This window comes from Enterobacter cloacae complex sp. GF14B, from assembly GCF_004136805.1.
Lineage (GTDB): Bacteria > Pseudomonadota > Gammaproteobacteria > Enterobacterales > Enterobacteriaceae > Enterobacter > Enterobacter hormaechei_C.
The window spans coordinates 1-20,501 of sequence record NZ_QFRV01000052.1 but is presented as its reverse complement, the minus strand read 5'-3'; the positions used below and the strand labels follow the sequence as shown (position 1 = coordinate 20,501).

At 56.3% G+C, this 20,501-nt stretch carries 16 protein-coding genes; 9 read left to right on the top strand and 7 right to left on the bottom strand.

Annotated elements, in window-relative coordinates:
- Window positions 1-9: 9 nt before the first annotated feature.
- Entirely contained in the window at window positions 10-711 is a 702-nt protein-coding gene (locus DD606_RS16615) for a phosphohydrolase (RefSeq protein ID WP_045350306.1), read from the bottom strand.
- Between the two features lie 284 nt (window positions 712-995).
- Between DD606_RS16615 and ompC the strand changes: the two genes are divergently transcribed.
- Entirely contained in the window at window positions 996-2,162 is a 1,167-nt protein-coding gene (gene ompC / locus DD606_RS16610) for a porin OmpC (protein ID WP_003859562.1), read from the top strand.
- Between the two features lie 55 nt (window positions 2,163-2,217).
- Here the strand turns inward: ompC and DD606_RS16605 are convergent, their stop codons facing one another.
- Window positions 2,218-3,081, bottom strand: coding sequence for an N-acetylmuramic acid 6-phosphate etherase (locus DD606_RS16605; protein ID WP_129258896.1), 864 nt, complete (start codon window positions 3,079-3,081; stop codon window positions 2,218-2,220).
- A gap of 153 nt (window positions 3,082-3,234) precedes the next feature.
- On the opposite strand from DD606_RS16605, the gene DD606_RS16600 reads away from it, so the two are divergent.
- On the top strand, window positions 3,235-4,851 hold the full coding sequence (locus tag DD606_RS16600; protein ID WP_023324912.1) for a sensor histidine kinase: 1,617 nt from the start codon (window positions 3,235-3,237) through the stop codon (window positions 4,849-4,851).
- Window positions 4,848-5,567 (top strand): two-component system response regulator DcuR, encoded by a 720-nt coding sequence (gene dcuR, locus DD606_RS16595; protein ID WP_003859556.1) that lies wholly within the window; start codon window positions 4,848-4,850, stop codon window positions 5,565-5,567. Before DD606_RS16600 ends, dcuR begins: the two co-directional genes overlap by 4 nt.
- On the opposite strand, the gene DD606_RS16590 is transcribed toward dcuR, so the two are convergent.
- Both DD606_RS16590 and DD606_RS16585 read right to left on the bottom strand, forming a co-directional pair.
- The gene (locus DD606_RS16590) at window positions 5,548-6,510 is read right to left on the bottom strand and encodes an FAD:protein FMN transferase (protein WP_045897119.1); all 963 of its coding nucleotides are present in this window, start codon (window positions 6,508-6,510) and stop codon (window positions 5,548-5,550) included. The two genes, dcuR and DD606_RS16590, sit on opposite strands and share 20 nt — an antisense overlap.
- 58 nt (window positions 6,511-6,568) lie before the next feature.
- Window positions 6,569-9,349, bottom strand: coding sequence for a flavocytochrome c (locus tag DD606_RS16585; RefSeq protein ID WP_023324913.1), 2,781 nt, complete (start codon window positions 9,347-9,349; stop codon window positions 6,569-6,571).
- 609 nt (window positions 9,350-9,958) lie between these two features.
- On the opposite strand from DD606_RS16585, the gene DD606_RS16580 reads away from it, so the two are divergent.
- On the top strand, window positions 9,959-11,467 hold the full coding sequence (locus DD606_RS16580; RefSeq protein WP_003859551.1) for an anion permease: 1,509 nt from the start codon (window positions 9,959-9,961) through the stop codon (window positions 11,465-11,467).
- A 52-nt stretch (window positions 11,468-11,519) separates the two neighbouring features.
- Window positions 11,520-13,169: a class I fumarate hydratase FumA gene (gene fumA, locus DD606_RS16575; RefSeq protein ID WP_129258895.1), complete on the top strand. Its 1,650-nt coding sequence runs from the start codon at window positions 11,520-11,522 to the stop codon at window positions 13,167-13,169.
- Here the strand turns inward: fumA and DD606_RS16570 are convergent.
- A complete protein-coding gene (locus DD606_RS16570) occupies window positions 13,158-14,063 on the bottom strand; it encodes a LysR family transcriptional regulator (protein WP_032609605.1) in 906 nt (301 codons plus the stop codon). The genes fumA and DD606_RS16570 overlap by 12 nt on opposite strands.
- Window positions 14,064-14,158: 95 nt before the next feature.
- Between DD606_RS16570 and DD606_RS16565 the strand changes: the two genes are divergently transcribed.
- From DD606_RS16565 to DD606_RS16555, 3 genes are all read left to right on the top strand, one after another.
- Entirely contained in the window at window positions 14,159-15,454 is a 1,296-nt protein-coding gene (locus DD606_RS16565; RefSeq protein WP_129258893.1) for a serine hydrolase, read from the top strand.
- A 260-nt stretch (window positions 15,455-15,714) separates the two neighbouring features.
- The gene (locus tag DD606_RS16560; RefSeq protein WP_045346625.1) at window positions 15,715-17,016 is read left to right on the top strand and encodes an MFS transporter; all 1,302 of its coding nucleotides are present in this window, start codon (window positions 15,715-15,717) and stop codon (window positions 17,014-17,016) included.
- A 6-nt stretch (window positions 17,017-17,022) separates the two neighbouring features.
- On the top strand, window positions 17,023-17,811 hold the full coding sequence (locus DD606_RS16555) for a substrate-binding domain-containing protein (protein ID WP_023324918.1): 789 nt from the start codon (window positions 17,023-17,025) through the stop codon (window positions 17,809-17,811).
- Here the strand turns inward: DD606_RS16555 and DD606_RS16550 are convergent.
- Window positions 17,783-18,685: a LysR family transcriptional regulator gene (locus DD606_RS16550; RefSeq protein ID WP_003859540.1), complete on the bottom strand. Its 903-nt coding sequence runs from the start codon at window positions 18,683-18,685 to the stop codon at window positions 17,783-17,785. The genes DD606_RS16555 and DD606_RS16550 overlap by 29 nt on opposite strands.
- A 266-nt stretch (window positions 18,686-18,951) precedes the next feature.
- Here DD606_RS16550 and mtfA point away from each other — a divergent pair, with 266 nt between their 5' ends.
- A complete protein-coding gene (gene mtfA, locus DD606_RS16545; protein WP_003859539.1) occupies window positions 18,952-19,749 on the top strand; it encodes a DgsA anti-repressor MtfA in 798 nt (265 codons plus the stop codon).
- 3 nt (window positions 19,750-19,752) lie between these two features.
- Here mtfA and DD606_RS16540 read toward each other — a convergent pair.
- A partial coding sequence (locus tag DD606_RS16540) for an MFS transporter (RefSeq protein WP_139158320.1) occupies window positions 19,753-20,501 on the bottom strand: 749 nt, incomplete at its 5' end.

The window sequence follows — 20,501 nt, the reverse complement described above, 5'->3', positions numbered from 1 at the left end:
TACCACAGTTCAGGATCGCACACTGCGACGGAAATGGGTCAATATCTGGCTGTCGGTTCCGAGGTAATCGCCCTGTAATTCGGCACTCAGCTTCGCCATAAACTGGATCAGAAAATCGGCATTGTGACGCGCAAGTTTGCGCCCCCGCGCGGTTTGCATAGTGTCCGGCAGGCGCAGGAGTTTGGTCTGAAAGTGGTCGAGCGCGAAGGCTTTATCATCCAGCGCTCGTGTTACGGCGAACGGGTCGTCGGCATCAAACAGCGCGGCGCCCAGCGCACCGGAGACGGCAAAGACGCGCGCCAGGCCGATAGCGCCTAACGCCTCCAGCCGGTCGGCATCCTGCACAATTTTGGCCTCCAGGCTTTGCGGCGCGATACCGGCACTGAAGCTGTGCGCTTCAATAGCATGCTCAACGGCTGCATAACGATCCGGCGGAAAATCAGGAAAGTCGCGACTGAGGATCTCGCGCGTTTTTCGCGCTGCCAGCCGCGAGGAGTGGCTACGTTCCGGGTGATTTTTCGGCAGGCTGACAATGTCATGGAAGTAGCATGCGGTCAACACAACCAGCGGATCGCTATCCTCGTCAGCCATAATACCCTGCGCCGTCATCCAGACGCGGCGAAAATGGGCGATATCGTGCGCCGCATCATCAGTAAAATGATTTTCGTCGAGCCAGCGCTCATAACGGTGCTGCCACTGCGCAAGTTCCATCATCCCATCCTGTTGCTCAAAAGAGAGTGAATTATAATACATCCGAATCAAAATCTTTAATAAATAGAATTGCGAAATACTTAATAATAATTACCCGCTATATTTTCAATTAATTAATTCACATGAAAAATAAAGAGATAAAAAGAAATATTTTGTAATATTTTTACCAGTTTAATTACATTTATTTTTGAACCTAAATAATAATCCATAGAATAGTATCAGCCATGTAGTTACGGAGGGTAATTACATATATTCAGACAATTTATATTTAAAGGGAATATATAATGAAAAGAAAAGTTCTGGCAATTCTTGTACCCGCGTTATTAATGGCTGGCGCAGCAAATGCAGCGGAAATGTATAACAAAAACGGCAACAAAGTTGACCTGTACGGTAAGGTTGATGCGCGTCATACCTTCTCCGACAACCCAGGCGACGACGGCGATGAAACCTATGTACAGGTGGGTTTCAAAGGCGAAACGCAGATCACGAACGACCTGACAGGTTACGGCCAGTGGGAATATAAAACCTACGCTAACGATACCGAAGGCGCAGGCGACACCTCTTTTAACCGTCTGGCCTTTGCTGGCCTGAAATACGGAGAATATGGCTCATTCGATTATGGCCGTAATTACGGCGTCGTGTATGACGTTGAAGCCTGGACCGATATGCTGCCGGTATTTGGTGGCGACTCCTATACCTGGACCGACAACTATATGGTTGGCCGTACTAACGGTGTGGCGACCTACCGTAATAATGACTTCTTCGGTCTGGTCGATGGCCTGAACTTTGCGCTGCAATACCAGGGTGCTAACGAAGGTGCTAACGCAAACGAAAATCAGGAAGGCACCAAAAACGGTCATGATGATGTTCGTTTCCAGAACGGCGACGGCTTCGGTATGTCTACCACCTATGACTTCGATTTCGGCCTGACGCTGGGTACGGCTTATTCTTCCTCTGACCGTACTAACGACCAGGTCGCTTACGGCGCTGGCACCTATAACCGCTTCAGCAAATATGCTGGCGGTGAACGTGCGGAAGCGTGGACAATCGGCGCTAAATACGATGCTAATGATGTCTATCTGGCCATGATGTATGCGGAAACCCGTAACATGACTCCGTACGGCAACGATGGCATCGCCAACAAAACCCAGAACTTTGAAGCCGTAGCACAGTACCAGTTTGACTTCGGTCTGCGTCCATCCCTGGCGTGGGTCTATTCTAAAGGCATCGATTTGGGTGGTAACGATTATCATCCAGGCAATGGTTATGACTATGTAGACCAGGATCTGGTTAACTATATCGACGTGGGCATGACCTACAGCTTCAACAAGAACTTCTCCACCTACGTTGATTATAAAATCAACCTGCTGGACGAAGATGATGCCTTCTACAATGACAACGGTATTTCTACCGATGACATCGTTGGCGTAGGCATGACCTACCAGTTCTAAGCACTATCAAAATTAAAGCCCGCGATGCGGGCTTTTTTTATTTGACACTGAAATGTTATGGCGCTTCCTGCAAGGCCAGGCGAACAAACCCGTTATTCTGCGCCAGCAATTCATGCGCTTTCCAGGCATTCAGACCCGTCAGCACCATCAGTACCGCCGTTTTGCACTGGTGGTTACAGCTTTCCAGCGCGGCCTTCGCCTGCGCCCGGCTACATCCCCCCGCTTCCATCACAATGGCAATTTGTCGTTCGGCCCATCTGGTGTTGCTTGCCTCCAGATCAACGCGCAGGTTGCTGTACACCCGTCCTGTCCGTACCGCCAGACCGGTGGTGATCATATGCAGGATCATGCTTTGCGCAATGCCTGCTTTAGCGTTGGTATACCCGGCCACCACATCCGCGCCCAGATCGGGAGCAATGACCATACTCGCCAGCTGCGCCGCTTCACTTTGCGCATCCTCCGTAATGAGCGCAACCGTTGAGCCCAGAGACCACGCATGACGCATCGCGCCCCATACCCATGGGGTTTTGCCGCTGACGGACAGCGCCAGCATCATGTCATGCTCGCCAAATTCTATCGTCTGAAGGTCGGCAACGCCGCTCGCGTAGCTTCCGGCGTTATCGCCTGCTGTTAACGCAATGACGGGGTGTTTGCCCGGCGCAAACGCTTCTGCCGCCTGCTCAGCCATGCGTCCGGACGCGCCCGCGCCGGTCAGCACCAGACGTCCGCCGTGGCTAAGCGTCGCCGCCGCGTTATCCACCACGCGAGCCAGCATACTTAAGTGAGGGGTAAGTGCAGAAGTGATTTGTGCGTCATCCTGGTGTATGACGTTAAGCATATCCAGCGTCGATAATCTGTCGATGTTCATCGTGCTGGCGTGCCGTCTTTCCCTGGCCGTACCGGTAAGCATAATGCTCATAAACTGCCTCCTTATTATGAGTACCCACACACTATAAAGTGTTTTATATAGGTCACCTGAGAGGAGGCTCACGAAACGCCTCTCTTTACATGGCTTTATGAAACGCCCGTCATCAGCGATAATTAGCCCTTTCTTTTTCATCGCGGAGTGTTAATGAGCGATTTGCAGCCTTTCCCCCCGACGCGCAAGCGCCCTATGAAGCTGAATACGCTGGTTACGCTGATGGTGTGCGCGATTATCGGCTCGGTGCTGCTGGTGGTCTTCGCGCTCTACTCTGTGCAGATCACCCGCGCCACGCGCGATGACGTGAAAGATACCGCGCTGGGTATCGCCCGGACGCTGGCCGACAGCCCGGAGATCAAGCGTGGCCTAATGGAATCGCCGCAGGCTGGCATCATCCAGCCGATTGCCGAGGCGGTGACGAAGCGCAACGACCTGCTGTTTACCGTGGTCACCGACCTGCGTGGGATCCGTTATTCCCATCCAAACGAAGCGCTGTTAGGTTTGCATTTTATTGGCGACGATCTGACGCCCGCCCTGGAAGGGAAAGAGAACGTCTCCGTTAACCGCGGTGCGCTCGCGGAAGCGCTGCGCGTCTTTACGCCCGTGTATGACGACCAGCACGAACAGATCGGCGTGGTGGTGGTGGGTATTTCGCTGAATAAAGTTGAAGATCAGATTGCCCGCGGGCGGCTCAACGCCGTGTGGACCATCTTATTCAGCGTTCTGATGAGCTCAGTGGCGATCTGGGGTCTGGTCCGGGTGCTGAAGCGTATCCTCTTTGGGCTGGAGCCTTACGAGATCTCAGCCCTCTTTGAGCAGCGCCAGGCCATGTTGCAGTCCCTGCGCGAAGGCGTGATGGCCGTGGATATGCACGGGCGCGTGACGATGATTAACCACACCGCCAGAGAGATTTTGCTCCTGAGCTCGGGTGAGCACTCCGAGAGCAGCGGCGAACCACTGCTGGCCAGCCTGCGGGAAGTGGCGAAAACCGGCATTGCTCGCCAGGATCAGGAGATCGGCTGTAACGGACGGCTACTGCTGTGCAACATGGTCCCCGTGAAAAGCCAGAATCAGGTGATCGGGGCAATCAGCACCTTCCGCGATAAGACCGAAATCAGCCAGTTAATGCAGCGTATCGATGGCATGGTCAACTATGTTGATGCCCTGCGCTCCCATACGCATGAGTTTATGAACAAGCTGCACGTGATCCTCGGCCTGCTGCACATGAAGCGCTACGATAAGCTGGAGGAGTACATCATCCAGACCGCGCAGAATTATCAGACGGATATCGGCGCGATACAGCGCAAAGTTAAATCGCCGGTCATTGCGGGTTTCCTGCTGGGTAAAATTAACCGCGCCAAAGAGGCTGGAGTGACCCTGACGCTGGCGGAGGAGAGTCAGCTTCCTGACACCGCCAATGAAGAGCAGGTTGCGGTGCTGATCACCGTGCTGGGCAATTTAATCGAAAATGCCCTTGATGCGATGGAAGGCCAGCCGGAAGGCGAGATCGGCCTGCTGCTGCATTATCAGAACGGCTGGCTGAGCGGTGAGGTCAGCGATGACGGTCCCGGTATTGATCCCGAGCGGCTGGAGGCTATTTTTACAAAGGGCTACTCAACAAAAGGTGAAAACCGCGGCGTTGGGCTGTTCCTTGCGCGTCAGCAGATCCAGAATCTGGGCGGAGATATTACCGTCGAGTCTGAACCTGGCGTATTTACCCAATTTTTTGTTCAGATCCCCTGGGATAGCGAGAGGAATATCGCGTGATAAATGTGTTAATTGTCGATGATGACGCCATGGTAGCCGACCTCAACCGTCTGTATGTTAACCGCGTTGAGGGTTTTAGCTGCTGCGGCGTCGCTTCCACGCTCAACCAGGCCGAGGCGTTGATCGCCAACCCAGGCCAGCCGATCGATCTGGTGCTGCTGGATGTCTATATGCAGCAGGATAACGGGCTGGATCTGCTCCCCATCATTCGCGCGTCGGGTCGCCCGATTGACGTCATCATGATCTCGTCGGCCTCCGACGCCGCAACAATCCAGACGTCCATGCACTATGGCGTGGTGGATTACCTGATTAAACCGTTCCAGTTCCCGCGTTTTGAAGAGGCGCTGAACGGCTGGAAGGCAAAGCGCAGCCTGATGGGATCGCATCAGTATTATGAACAGGCCGACGTCGACAGGCTGATCCACGGCGGCGCGCCGGAGCTGGCTGACAGCAAAAAATTACCGAAAGGCCTAACGCCGCAGACGCTGCGCACCATTTGCCAGTGGATCGACAGCCATCCGGAGATAGAATTTTCCACTGACGATCTGGCGAATGCGGTCAACATTTCCCGCGTCTCCTGCCGCAAATACCTGATCTGGCTGGCGCAAATTAATATCCTGTTCACCAGCATTCATTACGGCGCTACCGGCCGACCGGTATATCGCTACCGTTTGCAGCCGGAACAGGTCGGACTGCTCAAACAGTACTGCCAGTAATTCGGTAGCTGTCGTCCAGAAGGGTAAAACGGAAGTGGTGCATCGAGGAGATCACCACTTCTTTTGTTTTGGTGACAAAAATGGCTTCAATATCGGGGCGCGAACGCAGCGCGGCGCAGCCCTTTTCCACACCCATGCCGTAGATCAGCGTGGTCCAGATATCGCCGTCGAGGGAGTCTTGCGAAATAATCGTCACGCTGTCCAGTTCGTTATCCAGCGGGTAGCCGGTGCGCGGGTCAAGTATGTGGTGATAACGTTTGCCGTTCTGCTCGAAATAGCGCTCATAGGTGCCTGACGTCACCACCGACCGGTTCTCTACCGTCATAGCGCCAATCAGCGCGTCACCGGCGAACGGTTTTTTCAGGCCGACGCGCCAGCCGCCCTCCGGCGAACCTAACGTCTGGACGTTGCCGCCAAGGTTGATCAGCCCAAGTTCAACGCCCTCTTTATGCAGGTGATCCCGCACCCTGTCGGCGATATAGCCTTTAGCAATAGCACCCAGATCGATCTCCATTCCCTGGCGAGTAAGAAACACGCTGCTATTGGCTTCATCCAGCACCACGTCCGCAGGATCCGTGATGCCCATCAAGGCGGCGATCTCGTCCGCGGGCGGTACAGCGTCCCCCTTAAAGCCAATTTTCCAGCATTTCACCAGCGGGCCGATCGCCAGGTTAAAGGCGCTGTCTTTAAGCAGGCTTGCCGCTTTCGCGCAGCGGATCAGCTCAAACACCGGACGACTGACGGCAACCGGATGCTGACCAGCCGCATGGTTGATGTCCATTACCTGGGAGTGCGCACGGTTAACGGTGAGCAGATCTTCGTACTGTTTGATCAGGCGAAACACGCGGGAGGCAAGCGCTTCGTCATGGGAAAAGAGTTTCAGGAGGATGGGCGAGCCCATCAGAACGGCGGAGTAGCTGTAAACGCGATGGCTATCAGGCATTGCATGAGTCCTCAGGTGTAGCCCCGGCAGGCACCGCGCCGCCGGGGAAACAGGAGCCTTACCGTGTTTTCGAACGCATAGCCGCCTGATGTCCTGCAAGCGTACCAAAAATAATGATATCTGCCACCGCATTACCGCCGATGCGGTTACCGCCGTGGATGCCCCCGACAACCTCACCCGCAGCAAACGCTCCCGGCAATACGTTGTGGTTGCTGTCCAGCACGCAGGTATCGGTATTGATGGTCACGCCGCCCATGGTGTGGTGAACCCCTGGTGCAATCTGAATGGCGTAGAACGGCCCTTCGTTGATTGGCGCACGCAGCGCGGTGGTACGTCCAAAGTCGTCATCGTGCTGTTTCTCCACAAAGCCGTTGTAGCGTTCCAGCGTTGCCAGGAACTGGTGGTGATCCATCCCCAGCGCTTCCGCCAGGGCTTTTGGCGAACTGGCGCTGGTAACAAACCCTTTCGCGATGTACTCATCCGCGGCTTTATTTTTGACGCGAACATGCTCGTCAAAGACGATGTAAGCGTATTTCTCCGGCAGCGCGATGATTGACGCCGAGACTTTATCGCGGGTCTCCATTTCGTTAAAGAATCGGTTGCCCTGCTGGTTTACCAGAATCGCCCCGCCGCCGCGGATGGATTCGGAAATCAGATACGACGTTTTCTGCTCAACGGTTGGGTGGATCTGAATTTCGCCCATATCCACTGTGCCCGCACCGATACGCTCCAGCAGCGCGATACCGCCCCCGGTCGCCCCTTTGTGGTTAGTGGTAACGAACCCTGCCAGATCCGGACGGTATTTCACCACCATCTGGCTGTTGGCGCTGAAGCCACCCGTTGCGACAATCACGCTTTTGGTTGCCACGGTGAGGGTTTCGTTCTCTTCGGTGGTCAGACGCACGCCGGTCACTTCGCCGTTTTCGAAGATGATGTCGCTCACGGAGGTATCCAGCATAACCTCGATGTTGCGCTTGTTGACGTTACGCACCAGGCCGCTGATCAGATACCCGCCAACTGCGGAACCGTCTTTCGGACGGTGCGTACGGTCAATGCTCATCCCGCCGGTGGTGGTGATGTCGTTCAGCATAATGCCGCGCGTTGCCAGCCATTCGATGGCCTGCGGCGCGTTCTCGACAAAGCGACGCAACAGTTCAGGGTTGTTCTTATTGCCACCGCCTTTCAGGCTTTCCTGGTAGAACAGCTCTTTGCTGTCCTGAATGCCCTTCACGCGCTGGAAGCGGGTCTCCGCCGCGTTCATCCCGGCAGAGGCTTTAATGGTGTTCCCGCCAATAGTCGGCATTTTCTCAACGATCAGCACGCTCGCGCCTTCGTCGTGAGCCTGAATCGCCGCCGCCAGACCGGCGCCGCCGCTGCCGACCACCACCACGTCCACGCTTTTAGTCTCATTCGGGTCAGCGCCCTCTTCTGCCGCCAGCGCTTTGCTGGATTTCAGCATCGCCTTCGAGACCGCTTTTTTCACCGCCTCGCTTTGGCTGGTCGCGCCGGTGATAGCATCCACGTGCGGAGTGTTGGCATCCAGAATACGGGTACGGATCTCTTCGAAGCTGGTGACAAACTCGACGTCTTCACTCGGGCCGGAGGCCAGTTCGATATCGGCAATACGATCGGTTTCGAGGCTGACGTTAATCACCAGTTCGTTAGCATCGTCCTGCACTTTTTCAATAAAGGTGCCCGGTTTGAATTTAGATTCGCCCATGCTCATGTCGCGGATCATCGCTTCCACCAGCGAGAAACGCCACAGCGGTTCCGGGATGCTCAGTTCTTCGCGTCGGGTACTGTCCATAAACAGCTCCAGGCTTTCGCCCGCCGCGATGCGATCGGTCCAGTCCGGATAGGCGATGGTGGCACGACCAACGGCAATCAGGTCGTAACCGTGATCCAGCGCTTCATTCACATCCGTGGCATTCACCACGCCGCCAACGCCCATCACCGGTACCTGAGCCAGCGTGTCTGAGCGCATGGCGCAGTATTTTTCGATAAGTGGCGTCGGGTCCTGAGTATCGACGATAGAAGGACGCAGGGCGGCGCCAAGGGAAAAGTGGAGATAATCCACCCCGCGCGCGGCCAGTTTTTCCAGCAGATACAGGGTATCTTCGAAGCGAATGCCCGGGACTTCCAGCTCTTCCGGAGAGAAACGGTAGCCAATGATAAACGCGTCGTCCGCGTACTGGCGCACCATCTTGTGGGTAATGTCCAGCACCGCCAGCGGGAATTTCGCGCGGTTTTCGCGGCTGCCGCCCCACTCGTCGTCGCGCTGGTTGGAGTTCGGGGAGAAGAACTGCTGGATCAGATAGGTATTCGCCCCGTGGATTTCGACGCCGTCGAACCCGGCCTGAATTGCGCGGCGCACGGCTTCGCCAAACTTGCCGATCATGCCTTCCACCTCTTCCGCGGTCAGGGCAACCGGCGTGGCGGCACCGTCACGCGGCGCGGCAACGGCGCTTGGGCCAACCGGCGTGCGACCGCCGATCAGTTTTGGGTCGACCATACGGCCGCCGTGGTAGATTTGCAGCAGGGCTTTGGAGCCTTTTGACTTGATGGCGTCAGCGATTTTTGCCAGCCCGGCGATTTTCTCGTCGTTATCAATGCCAATTGCGCCCGGGAACGCCAGGCCGAGATCGTCAACAAAACAGCACTCAACGATGATGGTGCCGATGCTGCCCGCGCGGGCGCGGTAGTACTCCACCAGCTCGCTGGTCACGGTGCCATCGTAATAACCGGTACAGGTTGTCATCGGGGCCATTAACAAACGGTTTTTCAGTTCAGTACCATTCGGTAATGTGAAGGGGCTTAAAATACGTTCGTTAGTGCTCATAATAGAAACTCCAAACTTTAAAAATTAAGAATTCGTTATCGGGATGATTTTTTTATTTCGTGTTTTTTGCCGATGTCATGATAGTAATATAAAGCTTTTTTTAGTTTATAAAGCCATTACGTTAGTTAATAAACTATTTAATCCCTTCGATAACATTAATAACACATTGGTGTTAGCGCGAATGTTTCACTCGTTCACAATAATTTAAAAAAAGTTAAATCACAAAAGGTCAAACCAATACACCACAACTATCAAAAAACCAAATAAAACAACAACAAGCAAAAGCACCAAAATTTAAATGTTATAGTTTTGATACATAAAATGCGTAAAATCAGCGAATAGCCACACTACTCAGAGTGGTTATTATAAAAAATATAAAAATAGCCATTCAGTTCCGTTTTTTTGATCGTGATCAATAGTTATGGCATTCAAAAGAGCAATATAAAAACATCATCATTTTTTATTTGGCGCAAACAAAAATGCGTTAAATCGCTATTACTGAAAACACAAAAACGCACCTTAAATAACTAAAAAAAGCAAAACGAATAAAGCAATCGAATTTGTGTTTTCGCTGTACGACGAATTTTTGACAACTTAAGACGTGAAACTATGAAAACAAAAACTGCTGTAACGCCTCCTGCGGCGAATCTGGCATCAAATGGAACAGCAAAACGACTGCTGATGATGGCTTTGCCCGTCATTGTTGCCGTCCTGCTGTTGTTTGTTCCCGTTCCGGACGGGCTGCCGCCTTATGCGTGGCACTACTTCGCCATCTTTGTTGGCGTCATCGTCGGGTTAATTTTCGAACCGCTGCCGGGCGCCGTGATCGGTCTTACCGGCGTGGTGGCGATTGCGCTGTGCAGCCAGTGGGTGCTCTTTAGCCCGGAACAGCTGGCTGACCCAAAATTCAAGCTGGCGGGCGCCTCCTTTAAATGGGCGGTCAGCGGGTTTGGTAACTCCACCGTGTGGCTGATCTTCGGTGCCTTTATGTTTGCTGCGGGCTACGACAAAACCCGCTTCGGCCGCCGCCTGGCGCTGATACTGGTGAAATATCTGGGCCGTCGCAGCCTGACGCTCGGTTACGCCATTACCTTCGCAGACCTGCTGCTGGCCCCGTTTACCCCGTCCAATACCGCGCGCAGCGGTGGGACCATCTACCCGATCATCGCCAACCTGCCGCCGCTGTACGGTTCAAAACCCAACGATCCAAGCGCGCGCAAAATCGGTTCGTATCTGATGTGGGTGGCAATTACCGCGGCCTGTATCACCAGCTCGATGTTCCTTTCCGCTCTGGCGCCTAACCTGCTGGCGCTGGCGCTGGTAAAAAGCACGGTCGGAATTGATATCTCATGGGGGACCTGGTTCCTCGCCTTCCTGCCGCTGGGTATTCTGCTGATCCTGACCATGCCGCTGCTGGCTTACTGGTTCTACCCGCCGGAAGTGAAGGTAAACAACGAAGTACCGTTATGGGCGACCCGTGAACTGGAAAAACTGGGCAAACTGTCGCGCAATGAGATCCTGCTGCTGGTGTTCGTGTGCTGTGCGCTGCTGATGTGGATCTTCGCCGCCGCATGGATTGAGCCCGCGATGGCTGCCCTGCTCATCGTCGGCCTGATGCTGTGGACCGGCGTGCTGGAGTGGAACGACATCACCGGCAACAAAGCCGCCTGGAACACCTTCGTCTGGTTCGCCACCCTGGTGGCGCTGGCGGATGGCCTCTCCTCCACCGGTTTTATCAGCTGGCTGGGTAAAGAAGGCGGCCTGCTGATGAGCGGTATTTCTCCGGGTGTCGCCACCATTGTGCTGCTGCTGGCGTTCTACCTGCTGCACTATCTGTTTGCCAGCACCACCGCGCACACCACGGCGCTGCTGCCTGCGATGCTGACTATCGCCTCCACCATTCCGGGCATGAATATGGAAGTGTTCGTCCTGCTGATGGTGACCTCACTGGGCGTGATGGGGATCATCACCCCCTACGGTACGGGTCCAAGCCCGATTTACTACGGTAGCGGTTACCTGCCAACCAAAGACTACTGGCGCCTCGGCACCATCTTCGGTGCCATCTTCCTGGCGGCCCTGCTGCTGATTGGTTACCCGTGGATGTCCATGATGTTCTGATTCCTGACCGCCGGACATATCCTCCGGCGGTTTTATTTTTGTGGAGCAAGCTATGTCAAACAAACCCTTTATTTACCAGAACCCCTTCCCTCTCGCGCATGACGACACCGAATACTATCTGCTGACCAAAGAGCATGTCTCCGTTGCCGAGTTCGACGGTCAGGAAGTGCTGAAAGTGGAGCCGGAAGCCCTGACCCTGCTGGCGCAGCAGGCTTTCCACGACGCCGCGTTTATGCTGCGTCCGTCTCATCAGAAGCAGGTTGCCGCCATTCTTAACGATCCGGAAGCCAGCCAGAACGATAAGTACGTTGCCCTGCAATTCCTGCGCAACTCCGAAATTGCGGCGAAAGGCGTGCTGCCCACCTGTCAGGATACCGGTACGGCAATCATTATGGGTAAGAAAGGCCAGCGCGTCTGGACCGGCGGCGGCGACGAAGCGGCGCTGAGTCAGGGCGTGTATAACACCTATATTGAAGACAACCTGCGCTACTCACAGAACGCGGCGCTGGATATGTATAAAGAGGTGAATACCGGCACCAACCTGCCCGCGCAGATCGACCTCTACAGCGTTGATGGTGACGAGTATAAATTCCTGTGCATGGCGAAAGGCGGCGGTTCCGCCAACAAAACTTATCTGTATCAGGAAACCAAAGCGCTGATCACCCCGGCGAAGCTGAAAAAATATCTGGTTGAGAAGATGCGGACCCTGGGCACCGCGGCCTGCCCGCCTTACCATATCGCCTTCGTTATCGGCGGCACCTCTGCGGAAGCCACGCTGAAAACCGTCAAGCTCGCCTCTGCGCGCTACTACGATGGCCTGCCAACCGAAGGCAACGCGCACGGCCAGGCGTTCCGCGACGTCCAGCTCGAGCAGGAACTGCTTCAGGAAGCGCAAAACCTCGGCCTGGGCGCGCAGTTTGGCGGGAAATACTTCGCGCACGATATTCGCGTGATCCGTCTGCCGCGCCACGGCGCCTCCTGCCCGATCGGCATGGGCGTCTCCTGCTCCGCTGACCGCAACATCAAGGCGAAGATTAACCGCGAGGGGATCTGGATTGAGAAGCTGGAGCACAATCCGGGCCAGTATATTCCTGAATCCCTGCGCCAGCAGGGAGAAGGCGACGTGGTAAGCATTGATCTGAACAAGCCGATGCCCGACATTCTGGCGCAGCTTTCCGCGCACCCGGTATCCACCCGCCTGTCGCTGAGCGGCACCATCATCGTGGCGCGTGACATCGCCCATGCGAAGCTGAAAGAGCTGCTCGACAACGGGGAAGAACTGCCGCAGTACGTTAAAGATCACCCGATTTACTATGCAGGCCCGGCGAAAACGCCAGAAGGTTACGCGTCTGGCTCCTTAGGCCCAACCACCGCCGGGCGTATGGACTCCTACGTAGACTTACTGCAATCCAACGGTGCGAGCATGATCATGCTGGCCAAAGGTAACCGCAGCCAGCAGGTCACCGACGCCTGTCATAAGCACGGCGGCTTCTACCTCGGCAGCATCGGCGGCCCTGCGGCGGTACTGGCGCAAAACAGCATCAAGAGTCTGGAGTGCGTGGCCTATCCGGAATTGGGTATGGAAGCGATCTGGAAAATTGAAGTGGAGAACTTCCCGGCGTTTATCCTGGTGGATGACAAAGGCAACGACTTCTTCCATCAGATCCAGAATAAACAGTGCAAAGGGTGCTCACAGCGCTGAGCGTTTCCATAACGCCGGAAGTTGCGAGAGCGTATCGTTGATCAACCCGCGCTTGTCACTGCCCGGCTTCCAGATGGTGACCATCGTCTGGCTTATCCCCTGGCTGCCCACTTCGGTGGGCAGCCTTTTTACGTTTTTCCACTGCGTTGCGTGAAGATGGGTCGGCAAAAATCCCCAGCCGCAGCCCTGCTCCAGCAGGCCGCGCAGCATCTCCAGTTCGTTAGTGAAAAGCGTGTGCCCTGAAATTTGCAGGCGACGGGCAACCGGCTCGTCTGACGCGGCATGCATAACCACCTGTGGAACCAGAGAGAGATCGAGCAGCGACACCGGCGACGCAACCTCCGCAAAAAGCGCCGTTGCGGCGTAAAAATCCATTTCGATCGCCCCCAGCGCCCGCCACTCCATCTCATTGCCCACGCTGCGGTTGCGCGCCTGGCAGATCCCCAGATCGGCCTGACCGTTCGCCAGCATGGCTTCCGCCTCATCGCGCGATGCGCTGGTCAGGCTCAGGCGGATCTTTTTCGTCGCCAGCGTAGCGATCAGCGCCTGCAAAAAGGCTCTGGGGGTGAACGGATCGTAAACGAGGGCAATGTCCTGCGTCGCGCTGTCCGGCACCGTACGGGCAAACGCCTCAAACGCTTTGACCTGCCGCATCAGCAGGTGCGCCTGCCGCTGAAGCTGCTCCCCCTCCGGCGTCAGGCGCAGGCTACGCCCCTCCCGCAGGAACAGAGCGTAGCCCAGCCCATCCTCAAGGAAATCGATCAGATCCCGCAGGGTTGTACGATCTTTGCCGAGTTTACTGGCCGCCTTCATCAGGCTGCCGTGCTCAGCGACGGCGGTGAACGCCTCAAGCTGGGCAAAGGAATAGATCAGTGATGCCACGTCATTCTCCACGCGATTTTTCCGGGGGATTTTCCCCCATAACGCGTTTTTTATTATAGGCCTCAGGTTCTTAAACTGAAGTCCTTCCTGAGCCAAACGAGATAAATATGAAAATCAAAACAAACCGCACACTGCTCGCGGCGCTGGTTATCAGCAGCCTGCTCTCGCCCGCCGTCATGGCGGCCTGCAACGGTACCGACCTCACGACCTGTCCGGCGCCTTTCGATGCCAGACTCCCGGACTCACATACCATGCTCACCTGGAGCCAGGCCGATCGCGTGGTGGGCTTTCGCAATGACTACCGCAACTACGCGGGCGATGTGTTCCGCCACGGCAACGCTACGCCACTGCTGCCCGCAGAAAAACCGCTCACCGATGCCCGCTATCAGGTGAAGGGTAAGATTTACAATCTTCAGGATTACCTGAAACGCCAGAACGTCAGCGGCATGCTGGTGCTGAAAAATGGCAAAGTGGCCTATAAATATCTGGGAGAAGGCAATACCGACTCTACGCTCTGGACGTCGCGTTCCGTGGGCAAATCCGTGGTCTCCGCGCTGGTGGGTGTTGCGATTAAAGAAGGGAAAATCCACTCCCTGGACGACCTTGTCACCCAATACGAACCGGATTTAAAAGGCACCGCCTGGGAGGGCGTAACGCTGAAACAGCTCATCACCCACACCTCGGGCGTGGCGTGGACTGAAGATTACACCAACGCGCAATCTGACTTCGCCCGGCTTACCGAATGCGAAGCGAAACCGGGCACCTACGACTGTGTGCGCACCCTGGTGAAGGGGTTACACCGTGAACACCCGGCGGGCGAAAACTGGTCCTATTCCTCGGGTGGTGCCTGGCTGTTAGGCGATGTGCTTGAGCGCGCCACCGGCATGACGCTCGCGGCGTATCTGGAGAAAAGCATCTGGCAGCCGTACGGTATGGCGAGCGACGGCGTGTGGCATGCCTACAGCAAAGGCCAGCACGACGTGGGTGCGCATGGGTTCAACGCCACGCTGGAAGACTGGGGGCGTTTCGGGGAGTTTATCCTGCATAACGGTACCCTGCCGGACGGAAAGCAGATCCTCCCCGAGGGCTGGGTGAAACAGTCCTCAGCCTGGACACAGGCCAAAGGATCGGTGTCCGAGGCGCATCCGAAGGGGTTGTACGGCTACCAGTGGTGGAACAATGAAGTGCCAGCCACCGCCACAAATGTGGAGCCGAAAGTCGAAAATTCGCTGAAGGATTCCCTGTGGGCGCTGGGTATTTTTGGGCAGATGATCATGGTTAATCAGAAAGAAAATCTGGTTATCGTCCAGTGGTCCACCTGGCCGCAGGCAGAGCCGTCATTCAGCGCCCAGCCGCTGGAAGCGTCGCTGATGTTTAGCGCGATTGCGAACGCGCTGCGCTGATAATCCCAAGCCAGGCCCCGCCTGGCTTCTCATCTGCGCGGTGTCACAAAACTGATATATCAGCGACTTAGCGAAACGTGGTAAATAAAAGATCATCGAAATGTTAAGTTATTGTTGAATATGTAAATACTGGTCAACGCATTGTCATTAATGCACCACACGCATCGGTTTATGCGCTATTTGCGCTTATTAATTTCCACTTCCTGATCCAGTTTTCAGAAACAGACGAGCATAACGTCGCTATAAAACTGGAGATAATCATGGTTTCCTCAACCTCACCTGCAACGGTTCGTGCGAAAGCGGGCGCGATTTTTCGCGTCACGTCGGGCAACTTTCTTGAGCAATTCGACTTCTTTCTGTTCGGCTTTTATGCCACCTACATCGCCCATACTTTTTTCCCGGCAAGCAGTGAATTTGCGTCACTGATGATGACCTTCGCCGTCTTTGGCGCGGGCTTCCTGATGCGTCCGATCGGGGCCATTGTGCTGGGGGCTTACATTGATAAAGTGGGTCGCCGTAAAGGGCTGATCGTCACCCTGTCGATTATGGCCGCCGGAACCTTTCTGATTGTGCTGATCCCTTCTTATCAGAGCATTGGCCTGTGGGCACCGCTGCTGGTGCTGACCGGCCGCCTGTTGCAGGGTTTTTCGGCAGGTGCCGAGCTGGGCGGGGTTTCGGTTTATCTGGCGGAGATCGCCACGCCGGGCCGCAAGGGTTTCTATACCAGCTGGCAGTCAGGTAGCCAGCAGGTCGCCATTATGATCGCGGCGGCGATGGGTTTCGCGCTGAATGTGGTGCTGGAAGAGATTGCCATTCGCGAATGGGGGTGGCGTATTCCGTTCCTGTTTGGCTGTCTGATTGTGCCGTTCATCTTTTTCCTGCGCCGCAAGCTCGAAGAGACCGAGGAATTCAGCGCCCGTCGCCACCATCTGGCGATGCGTCAGGTCTTCACAACGCTGCTCGCCAACTGGCCGGTCGTCGTCGCGGGCATGCTGATGGTGGCGATGACCACCACCGCGTTTTACCTGATCACCGTTTACGCGCCGACCTTCGGTAAAAAAGTCCTGATGCTCAGCGCGTCGGACAGTCTTCTGGTCACGCTGCTGGTGGCGGTGTCCAACTTCATCTGGCTGCCGGTGGGCGGCGCGCTGTCGGATCGCTTCGGGCGTAAACCGGTGCTGATCGCCATGACGCTGCTGGCGCTGGCAACCAGCTATCCGGCGCTGACGATGCTGGCGGCAGCCCCGAGCTTCTCAATGATGCTGACCGTGCTGCTGTGGCTCTCTTTCCTCTACGGTCTGTATAACGGCGCGATGATCCCGGCCCTGACTGAGATCATGCCAGCAGAGGTGCGCGTGGCGGGCTTCTCGCTGGCTTACAGCCTGGCAACGGCGGTCTTTGGCGGTTTCACGCCGGTGATTTCGACCGCCTTAATTGAGTACACCGGCGACAAAGCCTCCCCGGGCTACTGGATGAGCTTTGCCGCCGTTTGCGCCCTGCTGGCAACGCTCTATCTCTATCGTCGTCGCACGTTAATCCTGCAAACTGCCGTTAAGGAGTGATCCCTCATGCTTACATTCAGAACGGTGATTGCCGCCCTGACCTTCGCCACCCTCAGCGCGGGCGCGCTTGCGCAGGATGTGACGGTGATGATTTCTGGCGGCTTCAAAGCGGCGCTGGAGAAGCTGACGCCGCAGTACGAAGCGCAAAGCGGCGACAGGCTCATTGTGATCTCCGGCCCGTCGATGGGCAAAACGCCGCAGGCCATTCCGGCCCGGCTCGCCCGGGGCGAAAAAGCGGACGTGGTGATTATGGTGGGCGATGCGCTGGCGAAACTGGAACAGGATCGCAGGACGGCGGCGGGCTCCCGCGTGGAGCTGGCGGATTCGCCCGTCGGGATGGTCGTCAAAGCGGGCGCGCCGGTGCCGGATATCAGTACGGTGCCTGCCCTGCGGCAAACGCTGCTGAAGGCGCATTCCATGGCTTATTCCGACAGCGCCAGCGGCCGGTATGTTGAGAGCCAGCTGTTCCGTAAGCTGGGCATAGACGGCCAGGTCCACGATAAAGCGCACCGGGTTGAGCGTATCCCGGTGGCGTCTGAAGTGGCAAAAGGGAAATACGACCTCGGCTTTCAGCAGGTGAGCGAGCTTCTGCCGGTCCCGGGGGTGACGTTTGTCGGTAAGTTGCCTGACGACATGCAGTACATTACTCGTTTCGCCGGAGCCGTAACGCAGAAGGCCGACCATCCTGAACAGGGAAAAGCGCTGCTGACTTTTCTCGCCTCGCCACAGGCCGCCAGCGTCATTACGGCAACGGGCTTAACGCCCGTCAGTGCACCTCGCGATACTGCTCGGTAATCAGTGTTTCGAGTTCGGCAGCAATATAGGACTGGATCCGACCGCGGCGGCGGATCAGCCCCACGGTTCGCCTGACTTCAGGCTCGGTTAAAGGTACCGACGTCAGCAGCGAATGCTCTGCGCGGGGCATTGACATGGCGGGAACGGCCGCAATGCCGATCCCGGCTTCAACCATCCCCAGCATGGTCGTCACGTGCCGCGTTTCGCAGATGCTGGGGCGCTCAGGCCGAATATGCCCGACCCGCTGGTCGAGAAGATTGCGGTTGCCGGAGGTCTTATCCAGACCGATATAATCCTGCTGATAAAAAGCCTGCCACGTCAGGCTTTTTCTTTTTGCAAGCGGGCTGTCGCGTCGGCAGGCGGCCACGTAGACATCCTCCACCAGCGGGACAAACTCGATGTCGGGCTGCAAACTCCGGGCAAAGCAGATACCAAAATCCGCCTGTCCGCGGGTGACGGCCTCGATAACATTTCCGGCGCTGCTGTCGATCAGTTTTATGCGCACGCGGGGGTAACGGGACTGAAAGCGGCGGATCACATCCGGCATAAAGTAACAGGCGGCTGACGGCACCGTCGCCACGGTGATTAGCCCCGTGCGCTCTTCGCTGGCCTTATCGATATCCGAAAGCATGGACTCCACGTCAGCAAGCAGTTGCCCGCACCGGTCGGCAAAGGTCTGTCCATACAGGGTCAGCGTGACGCGCCGGGTGGTTCTGTCGAACAGTTTTGTCCCCAGTGCCGCCTCCAGCTTTTCAATTCTGCGACTCAACGCCGACTGGGAAAGGCAGATAGATTCTGCCGCAAGACGGAAATTGCCGTATTCCAGTAAAGCGCGGAAGGCATAGAGATCGTTGAGGTCAAAATTGACGGGCATACTGACGGGATCCTTAAGCACGGTAGGGTAAGAAGAGATTTATCATAGCCGCGCACGACATACTTCACAAAATGAAGGGGATACCCCTAAAGCGCTATCAACCTGACGGCACATAGTGATAGTTTATGCGGGCTGGATTCCTCTTAAACAGGCCGCCACTCTGCATGCAGCCGATGAGGAGTGTCATACTGCTTAACAGAGTATGTTGGCATGCTAACAGCCCCTGACCTTTCCATTTTGTTCACGTGCGAGTAACGAGCAAAGCGATGATTAAGTGGCCCTGGAAAACGAACGACGCTGGTCGAAATATGGCGCTCCCCTGGGATGAGGCTCTGGCGATCCCCGTGCTGGCGAATCTCTTGCCTGAAGAGCAATCAAAGCTGATTCAGCTGGCCGAGCGTTTTTTACAGCAAAAACGGCTGGTACCGCTACAGGGCTTCGAACTGGATCCGCTTAAAAATTCGCGCATCGCCCTGCTCTTCTGCTTGCCGGTGCTGGAGCTGGGTATCGAATGGCTGGATGGCTTCCACGAAGTGCTGATCTACCCGGCGCCGTTCATCGTCGATGATGAGTGGGAGGATGACATCGGGCTGGTGCACAACCAGCGTATGGTGCAGTCCGGGCAGAGCTGGCAGCAAGGGCCAATCATCCTCAACTGGCTGGATATTCAAGACTCGTTCGATGCCTCGGGCTTCAACCTGATCATTCACGAAGTGGCCCATAAGCTGGATACCCGTAACGGCGATCGCGCCAGCGGCGTGCCGCTGATCCCGCTGCGTGAAGTCGCGGGATGGGAGCACGACCTGCACGCGGCGATGGAAAACATTCAGGATGAGATCGACCTGGTGGGTGAAAGCGCGGCCAGCATTGATGCCTACGCCGCGACCGATCCCGCCGAGTGCTTTGCGGTGCTGTCCGAGTATTTCTTTAGCGCACCTGAGCTTTTTGCCCCGCGCTTCCCGGCGCTGTGGCAGCGTTTTTGCCAGTTTTATCAGCAGGATCCACTCCAGCGTCTGCGGCAAAGTGAGGACGCAGCCAGCACATCCTCTCATCCGTTCCACTAATGTTTAAGGGGTACGATCGGTCGATCGTACCCACACGCTCACCGCGAGAAACAGCAGTGCCATTCCCCATGCGGCAGTAATCAAAAACTGCTCACCGTAAAAGCGCGTCACCACGGGTACCAGCAGCGCGCTGGCCCCGTAGCCCAGCGTATGGCTGGTGGCGATCACCCCTGCGCCTTTGCCCGTCGTCAGCCGATCGTTGAGCAAAAGCTGGTATCCCGGCGTTGCCATGGCGGCCCCCAGCGAAGTGATGACAATGCCCACGTAGAACAGGGCTAAACTGGCGAGAGACATCAGCCCAAGACCCGCCACCATCAGCACTGCGGCAATTAAGAGTAAAACTCTCGGGGTAAAATGCTGCGGGCGTACCACCAGAAACTGCGCCGCCAGGGTCGCCAGGGCGGCCAGACTCAGCAATAGCGCGACATGATGGCTGATTTGCACGGCATCGCCATTGAATAACGGATGAAGATGCGGCGATAAGCCAAGCTGCATCAGGCTGACCAGCGCTGCCAGCAGCAGCGCCAGCACCAGGAAAGGCAGCATGGAGGCCTGTAACCGCGTCGACTGGTGCGCCACCGGCGGCAGCGGGGGATCGGCGGCTTCGCGCAGCACCAGCAGCAGCGCGATCAACGGCGCCAGCGCCATCAGCCAGAGCGGTGCGACCGGGCTGACGCCGAGCATCAGCGCGGCAAGAGGCGGTCCCAGCAGACGCCCGCAGCTCAGGCCAGAGCTTATCGTCGCCAGCGCCG